A 20,835-nucleotide genomic window follows, 5' to 3' on the forward strand; every position below is an offset into this window, starting at 1 on the left:
CTACCCTTTCAGATGAACGATTGTTGATAACGTTTAGTTGCCGGAACGGTCTCAGGCGATGACGCCGAGGATGTCCGACTCCTTCATGATCAGCAGGTCCTCGCCGTTGACCTTGACCTCGGTGCCCGACCACTTGCCGAACAGGATGCGGTCGCCGGCCTTGACGTCGAGCGGGGTGACCTTGCCGTCCTCGGCCTTGACACCGGTGCCGGCGGCGACGACCTCGCCCTCCTGCGGCTTCTCCTTGGCGGTGTCCGGGATGATGATCCCGCCGGCCGTCTTCTCTTCCGCCTCAACGCGGCGGACGAGAACGCGGTCGTGCAACGGACGAAAGTTCATTGCTCTTACCTCTCTAAAGGTATGTGACAGTTGTTTGGCACTCCCGTGGGGCGAGTGCCAGCGCCCCGCATATGTGGGGCGTGCCCGCGGCGGTCAACCGGGGTCGCGCGATTTTTCGGGAACCGTGCGTCAGGCCGTGCGTGCGGCCGGGTCAGGCAGCAGGCCGAGCCGCGCGCGCACCGACCAGCGCCAGATCAGCAGCGCCGAGACGACGCCGAGCCCGGCGGCGAGCCCCCACCAGATGCCGATCGCGCCCCAGCCAAAGGTGAAGCCGAGCAGCGCGGCGATGCCGAAGCCGATCACCCAATAGCCGAACACCTGGATCATCATCGGCACGCGCGTGTCCTGCACGCCGCGCAGCACGCCGGCGGCGACCGCCTGCGCGCCGTCGACCAGCTGGAACACCGCGGCGACGCCGAGCAGTTCGACCGCGAGCGCGGCCACCGCCACCTCGCGCGCCGGATCGACATAGGCGCGCACCAGCACCCCCGGCACCGCCCAGAGGATCGAGGCGCTGACGACCATCACCGCGATGCCGGACACGATCGCGACCCCGCCCGCGCGCCCGACCCAGCGCGGGTCGGCGGCGCCATAGGCCAAGCCGACGCGGATCGTCGCCGCCTGCGCCAGCCCGAACGGGACCTGGAAGGCGACCGCGGCGATGTTGAGGGCGACCGCGTGCGCGTCGATCGCGGTGACCGAGATCAGCCCCATCAGCAGCGCGGCGCCGCCGAACAGGCCGCCCTCCGCCATCCAGCCGAGCGCGATCGGCGCGCCGAGCTTGGCGATCTCGATCATCCGCGGCCATTCGGTGCGCCACCAATTGCCGAACAGGTGGAAGCGGCGCAGCCGGCGATCGGTCGACAGGATCACCGCGTAGCTCGCCGCGGTGGCGAGCGAGGTGAGCAGGCTCGCGATCGCGGCGCCCTCCAGCCCTAGCGCGGGGAAGCCGGCGTTGCCGAAGACGAGGCACCAGTTGGCGGTGACCGCGACGCCGAGCGCGAGCAAGGTCACCACCAGCGCCCAGCCCGGCCGCCCGAGCGCGGCGGCGGTGAGCCGCATCAGCGCCGCCGCCACCGCGAAGGGCGCGGCGAGCGAGAGCAAGCGGCAGAAGCTGCCCGCGCGCGCCGCCACCGCGGCGTCCTGCCCGGCGAGGCGCAGGATCGGCTCGGCGAGGTTGAGCAGCGCGATCACCACCAGCGAACCCGCCGCGGCGAGCCACAAAGCCATGCGGAACGACCGCCGCACCTGCCGCACCGCGCCGATGCGGCGCCCGAGCGCGGCAGCGATCAGCGGCTCGGCCGCGCCGACCAGCCCGACCAGCGCGAAGGCGAGCAGGTTGAACAGGAACACGCCCAGCGTGGCGGCGGCGAACTCGACCGGCCCGAGCCGCGCGACGAACACGACGTCGATCGCGAACACCGCCATCTGGAGCAGGTTGGCGCCGACCAGCGGCCCCGCCAGCGCGGCGAGTGCGCGCAGCTCGCGCTGCCACGTGGCGGGCGCCCGCTCGGTCAGCGGGTGGAGGGTGGCGGCACCATGCATCGCGGCGTGCCGTAGAGGAGATTGTGCCGCGGTGCACGCGGGTGTTCGCCGGGGCGCGGCGACGGGCGCGGCGGCAGCCTCGCGGCTGCGCTTCGAGACGAGGCTTCGGCGAGCTCAGCCTCTCCTCAGCGCGAACGGAAGGCGACCGATCCGCCACCGTTCGTGCTGAGGAGCCACTGAGCCCGTCGAAGTGGCGTCTCGAAGCGGGGCCGCTACCGTGCAGCGGCTACTCCCCCCGCGCGCCCTCAGAAACGCACGCTCGCGCCCGCACTGAAGTTGCGCCCGACCAGCCCGGCATAATGCCAGCTGCTCAGGTAGTTCGGGTTGCTGCCATAGGCCGCCGACGCGAGCGGCGCGCGTGCGTCGGTGACGTTCTCCACGTTCAGGAAGAAGCGCAGCTGGTCGTTCACGGTCACGCCCGCGTTCAGGTCGACGTAGAGGAACGGCCGCACATAGCATTGCGTGCCGACGTCACCGCCCTTGTTGATCGGTGCCAGCGTATGCTGGCACGAGAGGTCGATCACGCCGCCCACGGGCGCGATGCGATCGGCCGCGACCTGCTTGATCCGGCCCACATAATAGGTCGTCGTCGCGAGCGAGAAGGCGCCGACCTCCAGCGCGTTCTGCCAATTGCCGCGGATCCGCGGCGTGCCGCTGCCCGACGACAGCTCATATGGTCCGAGCGTCCCTGCGTAACGCTGCACCACGCCATCGGGCGTCACCAGGTCGAGCCGGAGCACGCGGGTGGCGTCGAGACGCTCGATCAGGCGGACGCCGGACGCCAGCCGGATCCGCGCGTTGGCCTGCACGTCGAGGCCCGAGCTCACCTCGTCGTTGGCGTTGACGTATGGCACGTCGAACACGAGCAGACGCGGCAGGGCCTCGGGGTTGGCCGGGTCGGGCGCGTCGACGACGTTGCAGGCGTATCCCTTGGCCACCCTGGCAAGCGCATCGCAGCCGGCGGCCTTGTTGGGCTGGCTGTAATAGGCCGCTATCGCCTCGCTCCGGCGCGGGCCACTGACGATCAGGTTCGACTTCTTGATGTGATAGTAATCGACGGTCAGGTCGAGCCAGCGCGCGGGCTTGATGATGGTGCCGAACGTAAGACTCCGCGAGACCTCCGGCAGGATGTCAGGATTGCCCCTCGCCCCGCTGCCGATGCTGTAGCTGGTGCCATAACTCGCGTTGCCGGCATGCGCCGCGACGAAGCTCGCCGGCGGAGAGAAGGTCGAGAAGCCGGCATAGCTGCTGAGCGGATTGTTCTCGGCGAACGTCGGCGCGCGAAATCCCTGCGAGTATGTGGCGCGAAACGCGATCGGCTCGACCGGCGTGAGCTTGGCGCCGAGCTTGGGCGAGAAATGACCGTAGCCCTGCGAGTAATGGTCGTACCGGCCGGACAGATCGACATCGAGGCCGCGCGTGAACGGTGCGTTCACCTCGAAGAAGCCCGCGCTCACGGTCTGGCGGCCCTGGGCCGAGGAGGTGTTCAGCCCGTAGTAGCTCTGGTCCGCGTTCTGGCTGCGATTCATCAGCGTCTCGCGGCGCAGCTGGAAGCCGGCGCCGACGTTGAGGTCGCCGCCGCCCAGCGCCGTCACCGCCTTGATGAGCGATCCGCCGACCGTCGCCACGGTCGAGGAGGACGGCGTGATGCGGTCGGGCGAGACCTGCGCCCGCGCCGCCGCGCTGTTCTGCTCCGGATGGACGAAGTCATAGGCGCCGGTGTTGATCGCGCTCAGCAAGCCCCGGATGCTGATCGCACCATGCTGCGTGAGGTTGAAATTGTCGCGCGCGTAGACGCCGTTGAGGCGGAAGCTGAGGCCCTCTCCCAACGTCCCCGAGATACCGGCGGTGGCGCGGAACACGTCGACGTAGCGCTCGCTCGCGCCCGGGATGTCGCCGAACAGGTAATAGATGCGCGCGGCCCCCTCGCCGGGGTGGTCGGCATAAGCGGCGGCGTAGGGATTGTTCGGGTTCAGCCTCCGGTCGGCCGCGACGGCGCAGTTCACCCCGGCCGCGCAGACATAGACCGGCAGCACGATCCCCGGATTGTTCGACGCGATCGTGGGGGAGCCGCCGAACGGCTGGATCTGGCGGATCGCGGACGGCGCGCCGGTGATGCTCAGGTCAGAGTGCGAATAGCTGCCGCTCGCGAACAGCTCGAGCCGATCGCCCAGCCGCGCGGTGAGCCGGCCGGTGGTCGAGTAACGCTGCTGGCGCGGTTGGATGATGGAATAATCGTCGACGAGGTTGTGCGCGCAGCCGACGCCCTGCGCGTCCTTCTCGGTCGAGGTGAAGGTACCGTGCGGGCAGCCGTTCGGATCGAGCAGCTGATATTGTTTGGTGGGCGGCGCTCCGGCCCGGCCGGTGAGCGGATCGTTGAGATCGCTCTGCGTCACCCGCGTGACCACCGCCTGGGGGTTCGCGGCAGTCAAAGAGTCGTCGTTGCGGTTGCGATCGGCCAGGCCGCTCGGACGGAGATCGAGCGTGTTGAAAGGATAACCGCGCGAGTGATTGGTGATGAAACCGTCGGACGTGTACTCGCCGTTGAGGTAGAAGTTGAAGCCCTGCTCCTTGTAGTCGCCGAACCCCGCGGTCAGCGTGGCGCGATAATGCGAGCCGTCGCCGTGCGCGGTGGTGCCGGCCTGGACCGAACCGTCGATGCCCTGGACGTTCTTCCGGCTGATCAGGTTGACCACGCCGCCGATCGCGTCCGCGCCGTACGTGGAGGAGGCGCCGTCCTTCAGCACCTCGATATGGTCGACGGTGCTGAGCGGGATCGAGTTGAGGTCGACATAGGCGTTGTGCCCGTCGTCGTTGAGCGGGAAGTTGGCCGAGCGCAGCCCGTCGATCAGTATCACCGTCGAGGACACGCCGAGACCGCGCAGCGACACCGCGGCGCCCCCGGCCGAGAAGCCGTTGCGAAAGCCGGTCGAGATCGAGCCCGCGCCGTCGGCCGACACCGAGCGGATCGCTTCCTGCGCGGTGGTGATGTTGGCGCGCTCGAGCGTCGCCGTGGTCAGCACCGTGGCCGGCGAGATCAAGGTCGTGTTCGAGTCGCGGAACAGGGTACCCGTCACGACGATCTCGTTGCGCGGCTCGAAGGGCGCTCCGGACTGCCGCTGGTCGATGTCCGGCGCCGCGGCGTCCTTCGTCTGTGCGGAGGCGGCGACCGCGGTCAGCACCGCGACGGTGGAGATGCCATGTAATACCGTCGTGCGCGCGGACTTGACCAACATCATCGAATTCTGCCCCTGTAGACCCCCGCGTGCCGCGCCGTTGCTGGTCCGCAGCGCATGCTCACCCGCCTGCGGCGCGACATCGCCGTCACTGCAAAGCCGTGACTTGAGTGCTCCTTAGGAGCGGCATGGCGGGCGGCGCCGATCGGATAGGGAAATTTTCGAGCGGCAGCGCCGGAACAGTCGCGACCGCGGTCGTGGCGGCTCGTGCCTGCCGAGACGAGGCCGCGACGGTGCCGGCTCGCTCCTCCGCGTGACCGAAGCTGGGAGGTCAGGCGTTCTGGGCAAGCCAAAGCGTATTGCTCACTTGATACACGCCGGGCTAGGCTGGACGCCGCGCGACTCTCCCGCGAGAAGGTGATAATCACGATGAAACTGGTGCGCGGCGCCTGGAAGCTGCTGGTGGGCATCAAGGACGCGCTGGTGCTCGCGGCGATGCTGCTGTTCTTCGCTCTGCTGTTCGCCGCGCTCAACGCGCGCTCGCGCCCCGGCGCGATCAAGGACGGCGCGCTGCTGCTCGCGCTGGACGGCCCGATCGTCGAGCAGCCCGAGGAGATCCAGCCCACCGCGCTGCTCAGCGGCCAGCAGATCGGCAAGCAATATCGCCTGCGCGACCTGCTGCGCGTGATCGACTCGGCGGCCCGGGACGACCGCGTCAAGGCGATCGTGCTCGATCTCGACAAGTTCGGCGGCGGTTACCCTGCCTCGCTCGGCGAGGTGCAGGACGCGCTGCTGCGCGCGCGCAAGGCGGGCAAGCCGGTGCTGGCCTATGCCACCGCTTATACCGACGCGGGCTATCGCCTCGCCTCGGCGGCGAGCGAGATCTGGATGAACCCGCTGGGCGGCACGATCTTCGCCGGGCCGGGTGGCAGCCAGCTCTACTACAAGGGGCTGCTCGACAAGATCGGGGTCAACGCGCACGTCTATCGTGTCGGCAAGTTCAAGTCGGCGGTGGAGCCCTATACCCGCACCGACCAGAGCCCGGAGGCGCGCGCCGCCAGCCAGGAGCTGTACGGCACGCTCTTCCAGCAGTGGCGCGAGTCGATCGCGAGCGCGCGGCCCAAGGCGCAGGTGGCGCCGTGGCTGGCGCAGCCGGCGCAGCTCGTCCAGCAGGCGCAGGGCGACGTCGCGCAGGCGAATGTCGCCACCGGGCTGGTCGACAAGCTCGGCGACCGCGTCGCCTTCGGGCGGCGCGTCGCGCAACTCGCCGGCGGCGACGACGGCAAGCCCGCGGGCTGGTTCCGCACGATCAAATATCAGCCCTATGTCGACGCCGCGCCGCTGCCCAAGACCGGTCAGATCGGCGTGCTCACCGTCGCGGGCGAGATCGTCGACGGCGAGGCGCAGCCCGGCACCGCCGGGGGCGACACGATCGCCAAGCTGCTCTATCAGGGCATGATCGACAACAAGCTCAAGGCTTTGGTGCTGCGCGTCGACTCGCCGGGCGGGTCGGTGCTGGCCTCGGAGAAGATCCGGCTGGCGGTGCTGGAGGCCAAGCGCCGCGGCCTGCCGGTGGTGGTGTCGATGGGCGGGCTCGCCGCCTCGGGCGGCTATTGGGTGTCGACCCCGGGCGACGTGATCTTCGCCGAGCCCGGCACGATCACCGGCTCGATCGGCATCTTCGGCATCATTCCCACGTTCGAGAACACGCTCGCCAAGATCGGCCTCTCGGCGGACGGAGTTAAGACCACGCCGCTGTCGGGCCAGCCCGACCTGCTCGCCGGCACCACGCCGCAGCTCGACGCGGTGGTGCAGTCGGGCATCGAGCACGGCTATCGCGAGTTCCTGACGCGCGTGTCGCAGTCGCGCCGGCTGCCCGTCGAGCGGGTCAACGAGATCGGCCAGGGTCGCGTGTGGGTCGGCGGGATCGCGCACCAGCTCAAGCTGGTCGACCGGTTCGGCGGGCTCGACGCCGCGGTGAGGGAGGCGGCGCGTCGCGCCAAGCTCGACCAGGACAAGCCGCCGGTGGTCTATCTCGACAAGAAACCGGGCTTCGCCGCGCAGATCGCGCAGCAGCTGGCCAGCCAGGAGGACGACGACGACGCCGGCGCTCCCGCCGACGCGGTCGGCCAGCTGGCGTGGCAGCGTCAGCAGGCGTTCGCGGTCGCGCTCGGCGACGCGCAGCGGATGCTGACCGGCGCGACCGTGCGCGCGCAATGCCTCGAGTGCGCCGGGCTCGGCCCGGTGCGCGCCAGCGCGGCGGACCGGACCTTGCTCCAGCTCGTGCTCGCCAAGGTGGGGCTGTAATGCCGCCCGGCCCGATCGCGATCCGCGCCGCCACTGCCGACGACGCCGCCGCGATCGCCGCGATCTACGCGCCCTATGTGCTGCAGGGTACGGTCTCGTTCGAGAGCGAGGCGCCTGACGCCGCGGCGATGCGCGACCGCATCCTCGAGTGGGACGGCTATTACCCCTGGATGGTCGCGGTCTCGCGCGGCGAGGACGGCGGCGAGCGCGGGCTGCTCGCCTACGCTTATGCCACGCGCTTCCGCGACCGTCCGGCCTATCGCTACGTCGTCGAGACCTCGATCTACGCCGCCGGCGCGACGCAGCGGCAGGGCGTCGGCCGGTTGCTGTACGAGGCGCTGGTCGACACACTGCGCGCGCAGGGTTTCACCCAGGCGATCGGTGTGATCGCGCTGCCCAACGACGCCTCGATCACGCTGCACGAGGCGGTCGGCTTCCGACGTGCCGGCGTGTACCGCGAGGTCGGCTACAAGCAGGGACGCTGGATCGACGTCGGTTTGTGGCAGTGCGCGCTCAACGAGTCGGCCATCCCGCCGATCGAGCCGCGCGCCTTCCGCGACGTGGGCGTGCGACGCGACTGAGCGACGGGGCGTGTGACAGCTGAGTGAGTCGGTTCACGCGCTCGGGCGCCGCGCCCATCGCCGCCCGCCAGAACGGGCCACTGCCCCGCTCGACATCGCCGCCCTACCCCGCCGCCACGCTAAGTTTCCCCTACGGCGCAGGCGCGTCGAGGGAGGCGAGCGATGGAGCATCTCACCCGGCCGTGGCGGCTCTACGGCGAGCTCGCCGGGCGCGCGACGCGGCGCGAGCTGTTCGGTTTCGACCTCACGCTGCTCGCCGCGCTGGCGCTCGCCTGGCACGCGCCCGATCTCGCCGCGCCCTGGCTCGGCGCGCTCGACCTGCGCCCCGAGATGGCGCGAGGCGGCGTGCTGCTCGCGGCGCTGGGCTTCGTGCTGCTGTTCGGTGCCGCGCCGGGCGTCGCGGTGCACGCGCGCCGGTTGCATGACGCCGATCGCTCGGGCTGGTGGCTGCTTGTCCCGGTCGTGGCCCCGCTGCTGCTGCTGCTGCCGGGCACGCGCGGCCCCAACCGCCACGGCGCCGACCCGCGCGGATCGGAGCGCGCCGCGCCTGCGCCGGACAGCGCGCCCGAGCCGCTCCGCGCGGCCGCGGCAGCCGCGGTGACCTGAGGACAACAGCCTCGTGCCCCGGCGGAGGCCTAAACCGCGATACGGCGAGGTCGGGGCTCAGGTCGCTACCGTTTCCCACCCAGGCCCCAACCTCTGCAGGGCACGAGCTGCGCGGGCCATGCCCGCCCGAGCAGAGCGGATAACCCAAAACGGCGAACCGCCTCGCCCGGTCACCCGACTGTCGCCGAGCAGGCCTAGCTCCCGCGCCGGCAACCGGGGTGTGGACCATGACCATCTTCTACCGTTACGATGCCTTTCTCCTGTCGATCGCCGGGGCCCTGCTCTGCGCGCCCGCCGCGGCGCAGACGCTGCCGCCCGCTCCTTTACCCACCGGCGATACCGCGACCGACCCCGCCCCCGCGCTCGGCGAGGTGATCGTGACCGCGCAGCGCCGCCGCACCGACCTGCAAGAAACCCCCATCGCGGTGTCGGTGCTCGACTCGACCGCGCTGCGCGATCGCCACGTCCAGTCGCTCGGCGACCTGCGCGACGGCGCGATCCCGTCGCTGCGGGTCGCGCCCTTCTACTCGCGCACTTCTGCGCTGATCGTGAACATACGCGGCGTCGGCGTGCTCGCCGACAGCAACCAGCCCGCGCGCGACCAGGGCGTCGGCGTCTATGTCGACGGCGTCTATCTCGGCCGCGCGCAGGGTCTCGGCACCGCTTTGTACGACGTCGCCAGCCTGGAGGTGCTAAACGGGCCGCAGGGTACGCTGTTCGGCCGCAACACCGAGGGCGGCGCGGTCAACATCGTCACCCGCGCGCCGAGCGGCGAACTGGGGCTGCGCGCCGGCGCGGGGATCGGCGATGCGGGCGCGTACAGCGGCGAGGTCCACCTCGACCTGCCCGCGCTCGCCGGCGTGGCGGTGAAGCTCGACGGGCTCGTCACCGCACGCGGCGGACTGGTGCGCAACCCGCTGACCGGCCAGACGCCGTTCGACTTCTACGACCGCCGCGGCGCGCACCTCGCGGCGCTGTGGCACCCGGTCGAGGGGCTCAGCGCGGACTATGCGTTCGACACCGCCTATGACGGCTCCTCCCCGCTCTACTACCAGACGGTCACCACCGACACGAAGCCGCAGGCGCCGGCGCAGCCGATCACGCCGCGCCGGGTCCGGGTCGCCGCCGTTGGCGTGCCGCAGCAGGACAGCGTCGGCCGTACCCACGGTCACCGCCTCACGCTCGACTGGCAGGCCGCGCCTGGGCTGGAGCTCAAGTCGATCAGCGCGTCGCGTGCCATGACCCAGTCGCAATATGACAACGGCTCGGCGACCAAGTCGGTGTTCGCGCCGCGCAGCGCCTTCGCGCGCTACAGCCTGGCGGCGTTCGATCAGCGCCAGTGGAGCCAGGAGGTGCAGCTGATCGGCGAGACGCCGCAGCTCCACTATCTCGCCGGCGCACTCTATTTTCGCGAGCGGGTCGGCGATCAGGCGCAGGCGTTCAACACGATGCGCTGGAACGAGCGGGGCACCGCCGCCACCCTGCTCTCGCTGACGCCCGCGACGCAGCCGATCGACCGCGCCAGCCGGGTCACCGCCGAGAGCCTCGGCGCCTTCGGCCACGCCACATGGACGCCGCCGCTGGCCGACGCGTGGCTGCATCTCACCGGCGGGCTACGCTGGTCGCGCGACGCCAAGGCGGGCAGCCTCTACATCGTCAACAACAGGACGCCGAGCGTCAACGGCGTGGTGGCACCGCGCGGGCTCGACGCGCGCTGGTCGCGCCTCGACCCGATGGTGACGCTCGCCGCCGACGCCGGGCCCGACCTCCACGCCTACGCCAAGTGGAGCACCGGCTATCGCTCGGGCGGCGCCAACTCGCGCTCGCTCACGTACGCGCCCTTCACGCCGGAGAGCGTCTCGGTGTGGGAGCTCGGCACCAAGAGCGAGTGGCTCGATCGCCGCGCGCGGCTCAACCTGGCGGTCTATGCCGGCAGCTACGCCGGCATCCAGGTCGATTTCACCGCCAAGTACCTGCAGAAGGATCAGGCCGGTCGCGTGCTGGAGTCGACGCGTACCACCACCGAGACCTTCAACGCCCCCGGTCGCGGCCGGCTGCGCGGTGCCGAGGCCGATCTCACGCTCGCACCGACGACGGGGCTGACGCTCACCGCCTCTTATGCGCACACCGACCTGGGTATCCCGCCGACCGCCAACCCGTTCCCGCAGACCGACGGTCTGGTGGTGACGACGCCGGTGCGGCTCTACCCGGTCTGCACGCCGCGCGACGCGATCAGCGGCGCGTTCGACTATAACGCCGACGTGCCCGGCGGGACGCTGCGCGCGCATTTGGATGCCAACGCCGACTCGGGCTTCTACGCCAACTACAACGATCCGGAGCGTGACCGGCGCCAGCCGCGCGGCGCCGCCGACGTGGTGGTGAATGGCCGCGTCGCGCTGACCGACGTCGCCGTCTCGCCCGGCGCTGCGATCGAGCTGGCGCTGTGGAGCCGCAACCTTTTCGACGAGCAGCACCTGTTCTATCGCGAATATACCAGGCTGGTGGGAACCGGCGGCTTCTTCAACGAGCGCCGCACGATCGGGCTGGAACTGGGGCTGCGCTTCTGACACGTGCCCCGTTGATCGCGCCGGGCCTGAGCGCGCATAGCGGGAGCGTGAGAGCGGGGAGCGAGCGACGATGACCAGGCACCTACCATGGATCCTGCTCGCGCTCACCGGCGCCGCCTGCCTCGGCGTGGTCGCGTCGGTGCGCGGCGAGCCGGTCAACGCGCTGTGGATCGTCGCCGCGGCGTTCTGCGTGTACCTCGTCGCCTACCGCTATTACGCCCGCTACATCGCGCGCGTCGTCGTCGCGGTCGACCCGGCGCGCGCCACGCCGGCCGTGCGCCGCGCCGACGGGCTCGACTATGTCGCGACCGACCGGCGCGTGCTCTTCGGCCACCATTTCGCGGCGATCGCGGGCGCGGGGCCGCTGGTCGGGCCGGTGCTCGCCGCGCAGATGGGCTATCTGCCGGGGACCCTGTGGATCCTCGCCGGCGTGGTGCTGGCCGGCGCGGTGCAGGACTTCATGGTGCTGTTCATCTCGATGCGGCGCGACGGGCGCTCGCTCGGCGAGCTGATCCGAATGGAGATGGGCGCGGTGCCGGGCACGATCGCGCTCGTCGGCGCCTTCATGATCATGGTGATCATCCTCGCGGTGCTCGCGCTGATCGTGGTGCGCGCGCTGGCGGAGAGCCCCTGGGGGCTGTTCACCGTGGTCGCCACCGTGCCGCTCGCCATGGTGATGGGTGGCTACACGCGCTGGCTGCGACCGGGCGCGATCGGCGAGGTGTCGGTGATCGGCGTCGTCGGGCTCGTCGCGGCGATCCTGCTCGGCCAGTCGGTCGCGGCGAGCGCGAGCCTCGCGCCGTGGTTCACGCTCACGCCGGTGGCGCTGTGCGTCGGGCTGATCGGCTACGGCGCGGTGGCGTCGCTGCTGCCGGTGTGGCTGCTGCTCGCGCCGCGCGACTATCTCTCGACCTTCCTCAAGATCGGCGCGATCGCGGCGCTGGCGGTCGGCATCGTGCTGCTGGCGCCACCGCTGCGCATGCCCGCGCTCACCGACTTCGCCGCCACGGGCCGCGGGCCGGTCTGGGCCGGGCCGCTGTTCCCCTTCCTGTTCATCACCATCGCGTGCGGCGCGGTGTCGGGCTTCCACGCGCTGATCGCCAGTGGCACCACGCCCAAGCTGATCGCGAGCGAGGGCGACGCCGCCTTCATCGGCTATGGCGCGATGCTGATGGAGAGCGCGGTGGCGATCATGGCGCTGGTCGCGGCGTGCATCCTCGATCCCGGCATCTATTTCGCGATGAACGCCCCCGCCGCGATCACCGCGGGCGATCCCGCCACCGCCGCCGCGGCGGTGACCGCGATGGGCTTCCCCGTATCGCCCGAGACGCTGACCGAGACCGCGCGCCAGGTCGGTGAGACCACGATCATCAGCCGCGCCGGCGGCGCGCCGACGCTGGCGGTGGCGATGGCCGAGATCTTCTCGCACGCGATCGGCGGCCCCGCGATGAAGGCCTTCTGGTATCATTTCGCGATCCTGTTCGAGGCGCTGTTCATCCTCACCGCGGTCGATGCGGGCACGCGCGCAGGACGCTTCATGCTGCAGGACCTGCTCGCGCTGGCGGTGCCGCGCTTCGGGGATACGCGCGGCTTCGTGCCCGGGCTGGTCGCGACGCTGCTGTGCGTCGGCGCCTGGGGCTTCTTCCTCTACCAGGGGGTGACCGACCCGCTCGGCGGAGTGAACACCTTGTGGCCGCTGTTCGGCATCTCCAACCAGATGCTCGCCGCGGTGGCGCTGCTGCTCGCCACCGTGGTGCTGTTCCGCATGAAACGCGCGCGCTACGCCGCGGTGACGGTGCTGCCCGCGACCTGGCTGGTGCTGTGCACCGGCACCGCCGGTCTGATGAAGCTGGCGCACCCCGATCCCGCGATCGGCTTCCTGGCGCACGCGCGCCGCTTCGCCGTCGCCGCCGCGCGGGGCGAGGTGCTCAAGCCCGCCAAGACGCTCGCCGAGATGCACCGGATCGTGCTCAACGACCGGATCGACGCGGCGCTGTGCGCGCTGTTCCTCGCGGTGGTGGCGGCGATCCTGGTCTACGCGGTGCGCACCTGCCTGGCGGTACGGCGGCTCGACCGGCCGAGCGTCAGCGAGATCCCGCCGGCGGGAGCGACCGCGTGAGCGCGCTGTGGCGCCGGCTGGCGCAGACCGCACGGCTGATGGTCGGCCAGCCCGACTATGACGCCTATCGACGCCACCTCGCCGAGCATCATCCCGGGCGCGAGGCGATGACGCGCGCGCAGTTCTTCCGCGAGCGCGAGGCGGCGCGCTACCGCGGCGGCGGTGGTCGCTGCTGCTGAGGGGCGGCTCGCCTCCGCCCCCCAGACCTGAACTTCACGTGAAATGGTGATTAATAGCGCGTTGATCTGACGTATGGCACGGCTTAACCTGATGGCCGGCTATAGACGCGCCCCATGGGGCCGTTCCGGTGCGGTGACAGGTGCTCGAATGAGTGTTCCGGACTGGCAGATCAGCGGCACGATGGCCGCGGCACAGCGCGACGCGATCCTGGCGGCGCTGCTCGCCACCGATAACAATCTGACCCATGCGGCGCAGCGGCTGCGCATCGGGCGAACCACGCTCTACCGGCTGATCAAGTCGTACGATATCCTCCTGACCGAGCGCGTGCCGCGCCGTCGCGTCACCGCGGCGGGCGCGCCACGCGCGGTGGACGGGCGCGACGGCGCGGCGTCGCGCGTGATCCTGGTGGACGGGGCGTGGTACCTCGTCCCCGGCGCGGCGCAGGCATCGTGAGGGCGACGTGAGGGAGCGAGAATAGATCCTCCCCTGGAAGGGGAGGTGGCGCGCGTAGCGCGACGGAGGGGTGTCGCCGTCGGCGAAGCGCGCTGGACTCACCAACGGCGTCACCCTTCCGTCAGGCCTTCGGCCTGCCACCTCCCCTTCCAGGGGAGGATTGTTCAACGGTCTTTCCGGCGAGGCCCACTCCCCCCCCCTCAGATCGTCCACCCGCTCCGATAGTCACGCGTCAGCAGCGTGTTCGCCTCCGCCGCGTCGGTGATCCGAGCGGCGTTGCCGTCGTACGTGATCGGCCGACCGGCACGCAGCGCAACCATGCCCAGGAGCATCGTCTCGTTGAGCGTGGTGGCATAAGCGAACGGGCACGACGCCTGCGTCTCGCCGCGGATCGCAGCGAGCCAGTTGCGCTCGTGCCCCTGCAGCCCGCCCTCGATCCGCGGCAGCGAGCGCGGCACTGCCGCGGCGCGCTCGGCCGCGCCGGCGCCGAACACCACCGGCTTCTCGCCATAGGTCTCGTGCATCAGCATGCCCTGGTCGCCGACGTAGAGCACGCCGCCGTCGGGCGTCATCGTCACCTCGGCGGGCAGGTCGTGCGGCGTCGGGGGCATCAGCCCGCCGTCGTACCAGGTGAGCTTGATCGGCCCGCCCTTGGCGTTGCCGAACTCGAAGAAGGTCAGCCCCGCCAGCGGCCAGCTGCCCGGCTGCGCCGGCTGGTCGCGCGACGCCCAGCGCGAGTGGCGCGTCTCCACCCGCGTCGGCAGGCCGGGCTCGAGCGCCCACACCGGGAAGTCGAGCAGGTGCGCGCCCATGTCGCCCAGCGCGCCGGTACCGAACGGGGTCCACCCACGCCAATTGAAGTGGGCGTAATCAGGGTTGTAGCCCCAGTCGACCGAGGCCGGCCCGAGCCACAGGTCCCAGTCGAGGCTGGCGGGCTTGGCCACCGGATCGGGGCGCGCGATGCCCTGCGGCCAGATCGGGCGGTTGGTCCAGGCATGGACCTCGCGCACGTTGCCGATGGCGCCGCCGCGCAGCAGCTCGACCACGCGGCGACCGTCGTCGCCCGAGTGGCCCTGGTTGCCCATCTGCGTGACCAGCTTGGGGTTCTTGCGCGCCAGCTCGGCCAGCATGCGACTCTCCGCGACCGTATAGGTCAGCGGCTTCTGGACATAGACGTGGAGCCCGCGCTCCATCGCCATCTTGGCCGCGACCGCGTGATGGTGGTCGGGCGTGGCGATCAGGACCGCCTCGATGTCCTTCCGCTTGTCGAACAGCTTGCGATAGTCGCTGAAATGCTCGGCCTTGTCATAGGCGGCGCGCAGCGCGACGCGCTCGGGGTTGGTGTTGCCGTCGCGGCCGAGCAGCGACTTGGCGACATGGTCGAAATCGACGTCGCACGCGGCGACGATATTCTCGCCGGTCAGCCGCGAGGCGTTGGCGGCGCCCATGCCGCCCGCGCCGATCACCGCGATGTTGATCTTGTCGCCCGCCTTGCGGCGCCGCGCCGCCTGCGCGACGCCCGGCAGCGCCCCTGCCATCGCCGTGGCCGCCGCCCCGGCCAGCCACGTGCGGCGGCTGATCCCCTCGCTGATCGTCATCGTCTCTCCTTCGCGTGCGTCGTTGCAGAGGCTTGCGCGCTCACCGCCTTCGTCCCGCGCTCCGGGCTGAGCTCCGAGAGTCGCGCCATTCGAAAGCAATTATCTTATTGTATGCGGCACGTAAGGGAGCGGGGCAAGCCGATACGTTAGCGGCGCTGACGTATGGCGGCGGCAGGAGATCCGCTTTTGCCACGAGCGCACATCCCACCTCCTACCGTCATCCCGGACGTGTTCCGGGATCCACTCCTCCGCGAGCACAACGACGTCAGCATGAGCGGCACCGTGGATCCCGGAACAAGTCCGGGATGACGGGAGAGAGTGGCGCGGTTCGCCTTCCGAAGGGGAGTGAGGCCCCCCCCCCCTCAGAAGCTCAGCGCCGCGCTGAAGCGGAGCGAGCGGCCGAGGATCGGGCGCGCCAGCACCGGCCCGGTCCCCTGCGAGCCGATGATGCGCGGGTTGCCCTCGGTCAGCCCGATCTCGTTGGTGAGGTTGTTGCCCGTCACCTGCAGCCGGATCCGCTCCGCCACCTCGACCGACACGCCCGCGTCGAGCTGGTAGAAGCGCGGCAGCAGCTGCTGGTTCTCGGGGTCGGAGAAGCGGTCGCCGGTATATTGCAGCGTCGCGAACAGCGACGGCCGCAGGCTCCCCACCGGCAGCTCGTAGGACGGCGTCACGCGCCACATCCAGCGCGGCTGGCGCTGCACGCGATTGCCGGTGTTGTCGATCGCGCCGCCGCCGGTGAAGAAGTCCTGATAGGTGCCGTCGAGGAACGTCCCGGCCGCCGCCAGGCTGAAGCCCGCGAACGGTCGCAACGCGCCCTCCAGCTCGACGCCGGTCGCCTTGGCGCCGCCGACCTGGCTCAGCGCGACGTTGTTGATCAGCTGCGTCGTCGCCAGCCCGTCGAACTTGTTGTGGAAGACGGTGGCGTAGAGGTTGAGCCACGGCATCGAGACCTTGAGACCACCCTCGTAGGTGTCGACCTTGGCGACGATCGTCAGCCCCTCGCGCAGGTTGTCGAACTGCGGGAAGCTGTGGCCGCGGCTGTAGCGCGCGAACACGCCGACCTGCGACGTGAAGTCGTAGTTGGCACCCGCGGTCCACGACCAGCGCCCCTCGCGGAACGGGTCGAGCGCGCGGCGCTCGCCGAACACGTTGACCGCATTGTCGTACAGCGTGTTGGGGTTGCCATCGAGGTTGACCTGGGTCGCCGCCGGGGTGCGCAAATTGCCGTCGACGATATGCTTCTGGTAGCGCAGGCCGCCGTCGACGCGCAGCTGCGATGTGATCTGCAGCTCGTCGACCGCGTAGAAGGCGAGGTCCGACCCCTTGTAATAAGCGTCGACCAGGAAGCCGTCGCCGCTGGTGAAGCCGTTCTGCGTCGCGGTGCGCCCGCCGTTGAGCGTCAGGTTGAGCAGCCGCGCGCGCGGCTCGGCGGTGAGCAGCACCTGGTTGCCCAGCGCCCATTGGTCGCGCGTGGTGTAATCGGCGTAGTAGAAGCCGCCGGTCAGCTTGTTGCCGCCGGCCTTCCACTCCAGCGCGGTGTCGGCGACGAAGGAGGTGATCTTCTTCTGCACGCTCCAGATGCCCGCGCGCATCACCTGCGTGTCCGCACCCGAGGCGACCGCGCCGCCGCCATTGACGAAGCTGAGCGAGGCGACGGTCGAGCCCGCCCCGCCGAGCGCGGTTGCCATCGCCGAGGCGGCGGTGGGCGGACCGTCGGGGACGAGCCCGACCGTGTCGGCGCGCCCGCCGAGATAGCTCATCCGCTCGCGCACGCGCAGGCCGTCCGCCACCTCATAGTCGAAGGTGATGCCGGTGTTGATCACGTCGGCGCCGCGGCCGTTCTCGAGGTTGACGGTGTTGCCCTGGACGTTGCGCGTCAGCCGCGTCTCCGGCCCGAGCAAGGTGCCGGTGCCCGCGTCGAAGCCGGGATAGGCGCTGATCTTGCGCCCGTCCTGGATCACCGGGATCGGCAGCAGCCACTGGCCGCGATCGTTGAGGTAGCGCGCATAGACCTCGACCGAGCCGCGCCCCTCGAAATCATGGTGGATGTTGGCGGTGACCTGACCGCCCTTCTCGGCGCGGAAGCCTGGGTCGCGGATGCCGTTGCCCTGCGCGTAGAAGCCGCCGATCATGAAGCCGGTGTTCTCGCCGAGCGGGCCCGACACCCAGGCGTCGCCGCGTGCCTCGTCATAGTCGGTGTAGGAGAATTTGGCGAGGCCGTGGAGCGCGCTGCCGCCGGTGCGCGGCACGACGTTGACGGTCAGGCCGGGCTGGCCGTTGGAGAAGAGCGAGCCGGTGCCGCCGCGCACCGCCTCGACCCGCTGCACCGTCTCGTCGAGCCGGATCAGCTGCGAGTTCTCGAGGAAGGACAGGGTCGAGGGCGGGAAGATCGGCACGCCGCCGAGCTGGAAGGTCACGAATTGCGCGTCGCCGCCCGAGGGGTAGCCGCGCACGAAGATATTGGCGCCGTTCTGCCCGCCCGAGCTCTCCGCCATCACGCCGGGGACGGTGCGGAGCAGGTCGGCGGTGCTGTTGGGCGCGGCGCGCTCGATCGCGTCGTCGCTGAGCGTGGTGACCGCGAAGGCGGCGTCCTGCCGCCGCGTGCCGCCGCCGGCGGTGCCGACGACGATGATGTCGTCGCCGGTCGGGGCGGTGGTGTCGACGATGCCCGTATCGGGCTGCGAGCGCTGCGCGGTGTCTTGGGCGGGGTCAGGCGTGACGCCGGGTGCGGCGCCGGTCTGGGCGAGCGCGGGCGCGGCGAGCAGCGTCAGCGCGACGGTGGCGGCGCCGCTGAGCAGCCGCGTGGCGTGGGTGGACCGCATGCTTCTTCTCCCTCTGCTGCGGCGCTCGGGTGGCGCCGTTAACCATGCATGTAGGTGGCGCGCGGACTCGTGTCGACACGCGGCGGGCTGCGGTGGATCGTTGATCTGTGAGGGTTGCTTCCGCGCCACAGTGCGGCGAGCGGCGTGCTCCCTCGCTCGAGACAGCGCGTCTGGATCCCCGCCTTCGCGGGGATGACGGAATTAAGTGCGCGGGGATGACGAACTAAATTCGCGGGGATGACGGATCGAAGTGGTAAGATCCGCCGCCTATCTCTTCCGTCATCCCCGCGCAGGCGGGGATCCAGACGCGCAGGTGGCGCGATCATGGAATAGATCGCCGAACGCTGAGGCTACCTTCCGCGGCGATGGGCAGCGCGCGTAGCCCGGCTCCCCCCGCGCGAACGAGCGCCCCGATCACCCCACCAGCGCGACGCGGCAGATGCGGTCCGACGCCGTCAGGAACAAGCTGCGCCCGCCCTCCCCCACGCAGGCATTGGCGATCGGCTTGCCGTTGCCGATGATGCCGAGCGGCTCGCCCGCTGGGCTCAGCACGTGCATCCCGCCCGGCCCGCTGACGAACAGGTGGCCCGCCGCCGCGACGTCCATCCCGTCGGGCGCGCCGGCCCAGCCCTTCGCCTTGTCCGCGCGCATATCGCTGAACACGCGCGAACCGGTCGGAGAGCCGCGCGCGTCGAGCGCATAGGCCCAGACCAGCGGCGCGGCGTCGTCCGAGCAGGACAGGTACAAAGTCCGCTCGTCGGGCGAGAGGCCGACGCCGTTGGGGAAGCGCCGCGCGCCGTCGAGCAGCATCACCGTGCCGTCGGGATCGAGCCGGTAGAGCCCCATCACGTCGAGCTCGCGCAGCGGCGAGTCGGGGCCGGCGGCGAAGCCGTAGGTCGGGTCGGTGAAGTAGATCGCCCCCGAGCGCGCCACGACCACGTCGTTGGGGCTATTGAAGCGCTTGCCGCGATAGCGCTCGGCCAGCACCGTCCGCTTCTTCGTGGCGAGGTCGACGCGGACGATCGCGCGCGTGCCGCTGTCCGCGACGATCAGCCGGCCCTGGCGATCGAGCGCGAGCCCGTTGGCGCCGGCCTCGCGGATCGCGGGCGGGATCGGCGTCTGCAAGCCCGCCGGATCGAGGAACGGCCGCGCGCCGTCGCGGCGCGACCAGCGGTGGACGACGTTCGCGGGTACGTCGGAGAAGAGCAGATAGTCGCCCTTCGCGACCCACACCGGCCCCTCGGCCCAGCGATAGCCGGTGGCGAGCGTCTCGATCGTCGCGCCGCGCGGGATGATCGCGTCGAGCCGCGGGTCGAGCCGCAGCACCCCCATCGGCGGCGGCTCGGCCGCGCGCGCGGCGCTCGCGAGCAGCGCCCCCGCGCCCAGTCCCGCGCCCAGTCCCGCCAGCGCCGCGCGCCGGGTGAGGACCGTCATACCAGCCGCACGCGCTGGCCCTCGCGCGCTGAGCGGTAGATCGCCTCGATCACGCGCAGGTCGGCGAGCCCCTCCTCGCCGCCGGTCAGCGGCTCCTTGTCGTCGAGGATGCACTCGGCGAGATGGTCGAGCTGTCCGGCGTGCTGCGCCTTGCCCGCGGGCGGGTCGCGCGGTTCGGTGCGGCCGTCGCGGTTGATCCGCATCTTCTGCCCCTCGTACGAGGTGGCGGGCTCGAGCTCGATCCAGCCCTTGGTGCCGGTGACGCGATAGGCGTTGTGGTTGGAATTGTAGCTCGACACGCAGGTCGCCTCGATCCCCGAGGGAAAGCGCAGCAGGAAGGAGATCTTGTCCTCAACGGTGCGGAAGCGCGGGTCGGAGCGGTCGGTCGACTCGATCGCGCTGACCTCGATCGGGTTCTCGCCGGCGAGATAGCGCGCCGCGTTGAGGCTGTAGATGCCGATGTCCATCAGCGAGCCGCCGCCCGACAGCGGGCGGTCGAGCCGCCACTGGTTGGGCTTGATGGTGAAGCCGTGCTCCGAGGTGATGATCTGCGTCGGCCCGACGAAGCCGCTCTGCGCGAGCTGGATCGCCAGCACGTTGTGCGGCTGGAAGCGCGAGCGATAGCCGATCATCAGCTTGCGCTTGGCGGCGCGGCAGGCGTCGATCATCGTCTGGCATTCCGCCACCGAGACCGCCATCGGCTTCTCGCACATCACGTGCTTGCCCGCCTTGGCGGCGCGCACGACGTACTCGGCGTGCATCGAATTGGGCAGGATGACGTAGACGACGTCGACGTCGGGATTGTCGCGGATCGTGTCGAAATTGGCGTAGCTGTAGCGGTGCGACTTGGGGATGTTGTACTGCGCGCCGAATTTCTCGAGCTTCTCGGGCGTGCCGCTGACCAGCGCGACCAGCCGCGAGTGATCGCACTCGGCGAACTTGGACATGATCAGCTCGGCGTAGCGGCCGAGACCGACCACGGCATAGCCGATCTTGCGGTCGCGCGGCGGCGCGGCGCACGCGCCGCTCGCGGCGACGGCGAGCCCCATCCCGAGCCCGGTGATGATCGTGCGACGGTCGGCCTCGCGCATGTCCCTCTCCCTCT

Annotated in this window: 14 protein-coding genes; 7 read left to right on the forward strand and 7 right to left on the reverse strand. The window is 70.6% G+C overall.

All coding sequences use genetic code 11. The features are described 5' to 3' along the window. Window positions 1-51: 51 nt before the first annotated feature. The 3 genes from groES to FHY02_RS10015 all read right to left on the reverse strand — a co-directional run bounded on the left by groES (window position 52) and on the right by FHY02_RS10015 (window position 5,120). Window positions 52-339 (reverse strand): co-chaperone GroES, encoded by a 288-nt coding sequence (gene groES / locus FHY02_RS10005; protein WP_132909544.1) that lies wholly within the window; start codon window positions 337-339, stop codon window positions 52-54. A 129-nt stretch (window positions 340-468) separates the two neighbouring features. Next, the gene (locus FHY02_RS10010) at window positions 469-1,884 is read right to left on the reverse strand and encodes an MATE family efflux transporter (RefSeq protein ID WP_183921784.1); all 1,416 of its coding nucleotides are present in this window, start codon (window positions 1,882-1,884) and stop codon (window positions 469-471) included. Between the two features lie 245 nt (window positions 1,885-2,129). Beyond that, the gene (locus FHY02_RS10015; protein ID WP_183921785.1) at window positions 2,130-5,120 is read right to left on the reverse strand and encodes a TonB-dependent receptor domain-containing protein; all 2,991 of its coding nucleotides are present in this window, start codon (window positions 5,118-5,120) and stop codon (window positions 2,130-2,132) included. Window positions 5,121-5,489: 369 nt separating this feature from the next. Between FHY02_RS10015 and sppA the strand changes: the two genes are divergently transcribed. The 7 genes from sppA to FHY02_RS10050 all read left to right on the forward strand — a co-directional run bounded on the left by sppA (window position 5,490) and on the right by FHY02_RS10050 (window position 13,873). Continuing rightward, on the forward strand, window positions 5,490-7,367 hold the full coding sequence (gene sppA, locus FHY02_RS10020; RefSeq protein ID WP_183921786.1) for a signal peptide peptidase SppA: 1,878 nt from the start codon (window positions 5,490-5,492) through the stop codon (window positions 7,365-7,367). Then, window positions 7,367-7,948, forward strand: coding sequence for a GNAT family N-acetyltransferase (locus FHY02_RS10025; RefSeq protein WP_183921787.1), 582 nt, complete (start codon window positions 7,367-7,369; stop codon window positions 7,946-7,948). Before sppA ends, FHY02_RS10025 begins: the two co-directional genes overlap by 1 nt. 162 nt (window positions 7,949-8,110) lie before the next feature. Next, the gene (locus FHY02_RS10030) at window positions 8,111-8,554 is read left to right on the forward strand and encodes a DUF805 domain-containing protein (RefSeq protein WP_183921788.1); all 444 of its coding nucleotides are present in this window, start codon (window positions 8,111-8,113) and stop codon (window positions 8,552-8,554) included. Window positions 8,555-8,781: 227 nt separating this feature from the next. After that, window positions 8,782-11,121: a TonB-dependent receptor gene (locus FHY02_RS10035; protein ID WP_183921789.1), complete on the forward strand. Its 2,340-nt coding sequence runs from the start codon at window positions 8,782-8,784 to the stop codon at window positions 11,119-11,121. A 70-nt stretch (window positions 11,122-11,191) separates the two neighbouring features. Then, the gene (locus tag FHY02_RS10040; RefSeq protein WP_183921790.1) at window positions 11,192-13,240 is read left to right on the forward strand and encodes a carbon starvation CstA family protein; all 2,049 of its coding nucleotides are present in this window, start codon (window positions 11,192-11,194) and stop codon (window positions 13,238-13,240) included. Then, on the forward strand, window positions 13,237-13,419 hold the full coding sequence (locus tag FHY02_RS10045; protein ID WP_183921791.1) for a YbdD/YjiX family protein: 183 nt from the start codon (window positions 13,237-13,239) through the stop codon (window positions 13,417-13,419). The genes FHY02_RS10040 and FHY02_RS10045 overlap by 4 nt, the downstream gene beginning before the upstream one ends. Before the next feature lie 148 nt (window positions 13,420-13,567). Beyond that, entirely contained in the window at window positions 13,568-13,873 is a 306-nt protein-coding gene (locus FHY02_RS10050; protein ID WP_183921792.1) for a helix-turn-helix domain-containing protein, read from the forward strand. Window positions 13,874-14,073: 200 nt separating this feature from the next. On the opposite strand, the gene FHY02_RS10055 is transcribed toward FHY02_RS10050, so the two are convergent. From FHY02_RS10055 to FHY02_RS10070, 4 genes are all read right to left on the reverse strand, one after another. Further along, entirely contained in the window at window positions 14,074-15,471 is a 1,398-nt protein-coding gene (locus FHY02_RS10055; RefSeq protein ID WP_183921793.1) for a Gfo/Idh/MocA family protein, read from the reverse strand. A 362-nt stretch (window positions 15,472-15,833) separates the two neighbouring features. After that, window positions 15,834-18,296: a TonB-dependent receptor gene (locus FHY02_RS10060; protein ID WP_183921794.1), complete on the reverse strand. Its 2,463-nt coding sequence runs from the start codon at window positions 18,294-18,296 to the stop codon at window positions 15,834-15,836. Between the two features lie 414 nt (window positions 18,297-18,710). Beyond that, complete coding sequence (locus FHY02_RS10065) at window positions 18,711-19,730, reverse strand: SMP-30/gluconolactonase/LRE family protein (RefSeq protein ID WP_183921795.1); 1,020 nt, start codon at window positions 19,728-19,730, stop codon at window positions 18,711-18,713. Then, window positions 19,727-20,821, reverse strand: coding sequence for a Gfo/Idh/MocA family protein (locus FHY02_RS10070; RefSeq protein ID WP_260172836.1), 1,095 nt, complete (start codon window positions 20,819-20,821; stop codon window positions 19,727-19,729). Before FHY02_RS10070 ends, FHY02_RS10065 begins: the two co-directional genes overlap by 4 nt. Window positions 20,822-20,835 lie beyond the last annotated feature (14 nt).

Origin of the sequence: Sphingomonas sp. BK069 (assembly GCF_014193405.1) — a bacterium.
Classification (GTDB): domain Bacteria; phylum Pseudomonadota; class Alphaproteobacteria; order Sphingomonadales; family Sphingomonadaceae; genus Sphingomonas.

What these genes read in the sequence shown, in the direction of transcription:
- groES (WP_132909544.1), bottom strand. Translation starts at nt 339, where the DNA reads ATGAACTTTCGTCCGTTGCACGACCGCGTTCTCGTCCGCCGCGTTGAG.
- FHY02_RS10010 (WP_183921784.1), bottom strand. Translation starts at nt 1,884, where the DNA reads ATGCATGGTGCCGCCACCCTCCACCCGCTGACCGAGCGGGCGCCCGCC.
- FHY02_RS10015 (WP_183921785.1), bottom strand. Translation starts at nt 5,120, where the DNA reads ATGTTGGTCAAGTCCGCGCGCACGACGGTATTACATGGCATCTCCACC.
- sppA (WP_183921786.1), top strand. Translation starts at nt 5,490, where the DNA reads ATGAAACTGGTGCGCGGCGCCTGGAAGCTGCTGGTGGGCATCAAGGAC.
- FHY02_RS10025 (WP_183921787.1), top strand. Translation starts at nt 7,367, where the DNA reads ATGCCGCCCGGCCCGATCGCGATCCGCGCCGCCACTGCCGACGACGCC.
- FHY02_RS10030 (WP_183921788.1), top strand. Translation starts at nt 8,111, where the DNA reads ATGGAGCATCTCACCCGGCCGTGGCGGCTCTACGGCGAGCTCGCCGGG.
- FHY02_RS10035 (WP_183921789.1), top strand. Translation starts at nt 8,782, where the DNA reads ATGACCATCTTCTACCGTTACGATGCCTTTCTCCTGTCGATCGCCGGG.
- FHY02_RS10040 (WP_183921790.1), top strand. Translation starts at nt 11,192, where the DNA reads ATGACCAGGCACCTACCATGGATCCTGCTCGCGCTCACCGGCGCCGCC.
- FHY02_RS10050 (WP_183921792.1), top strand. Translation starts at nt 13,568, where the DNA reads ATGAGTGTTCCGGACTGGCAGATCAGCGGCACGATGGCCGCGGCACAG.
- FHY02_RS10055 (WP_183921793.1), bottom strand. Translation starts at nt 15,471, where the DNA reads ATGACGATCAGCGAGGGGATCAGCCGCCGCACGTGGCTGGCCGGGGCG.
- FHY02_RS10060 (WP_183921794.1), bottom strand. Translation starts at nt 18,296, where the DNA reads ATGCGGTCCACCCACGCCACGCGGCTGCTCAGCGGCGCCGCCACCGTC.
- FHY02_RS10065 (WP_183921795.1), bottom strand. Translation starts at nt 19,730, where the DNA reads ATGACGGTCCTCACCCGGCGCGCGGCGCTGGCGGGACTGGGCGCGGGA.
- FHY02_RS10070 (WP_260172836.1), bottom strand. Translation starts at nt 20,821, where the DNA reads ATGCGCGAGGCCGACCGTCGCACGATCATCACCGGGCTCGGGATGGGG.